The 272-nt window shown below is 62.5% G+C and carries 1 protein-coding gene; it reads left to right on the top strand.

Features of this window, described 5'->3' with window-relative positions:
• Positions 1-272: aminotransferase class V-fold PLP-dependent enzyme (locus IF55_RS35710; protein ID WP_157854647.1), on the top strand; the 272-nt coding region annotated here is incomplete at both ends.

Genomic DNA, 272 nt, shown 5'->3' with positions numbered 1-272 from the left:
CAACATGCTCGGCTGGGCCGAGGAGCCCTACCGGGTGGATAGGGACACCGAGATCGTCATCACGGAGATGGAGCACCACTCCAACATCGTCCCCTGGCAACTGTTGGCCCAGCGCACGGGGGCGAAGCTCAAATGGTTCGGGCTGACGGATGACGGGCGTTTGGACCTGGGCAATCTGGATGAGGTGATCACGGAGCGGACGAAGGTCGTCTCGTTCACGCTGGTGTCCAATCTGCTGGGGACCGTCAATCCGGTGGAGGCGATCATCCGCC

Origin of the sequence: Streptomyces varsoviensis (genome assembly GCF_000718635.1) — a bacterium.
Lineage (GTDB): Bacteria > Actinomycetota > Actinomycetes > Streptomycetales > Streptomycetaceae > Streptomyces > Streptomyces varsoviensis.
The sequence above is the reverse complement of the archived record's forward strand: the minus strand, read 5'-3'. Positions and strand labels throughout refer to the sequence as shown.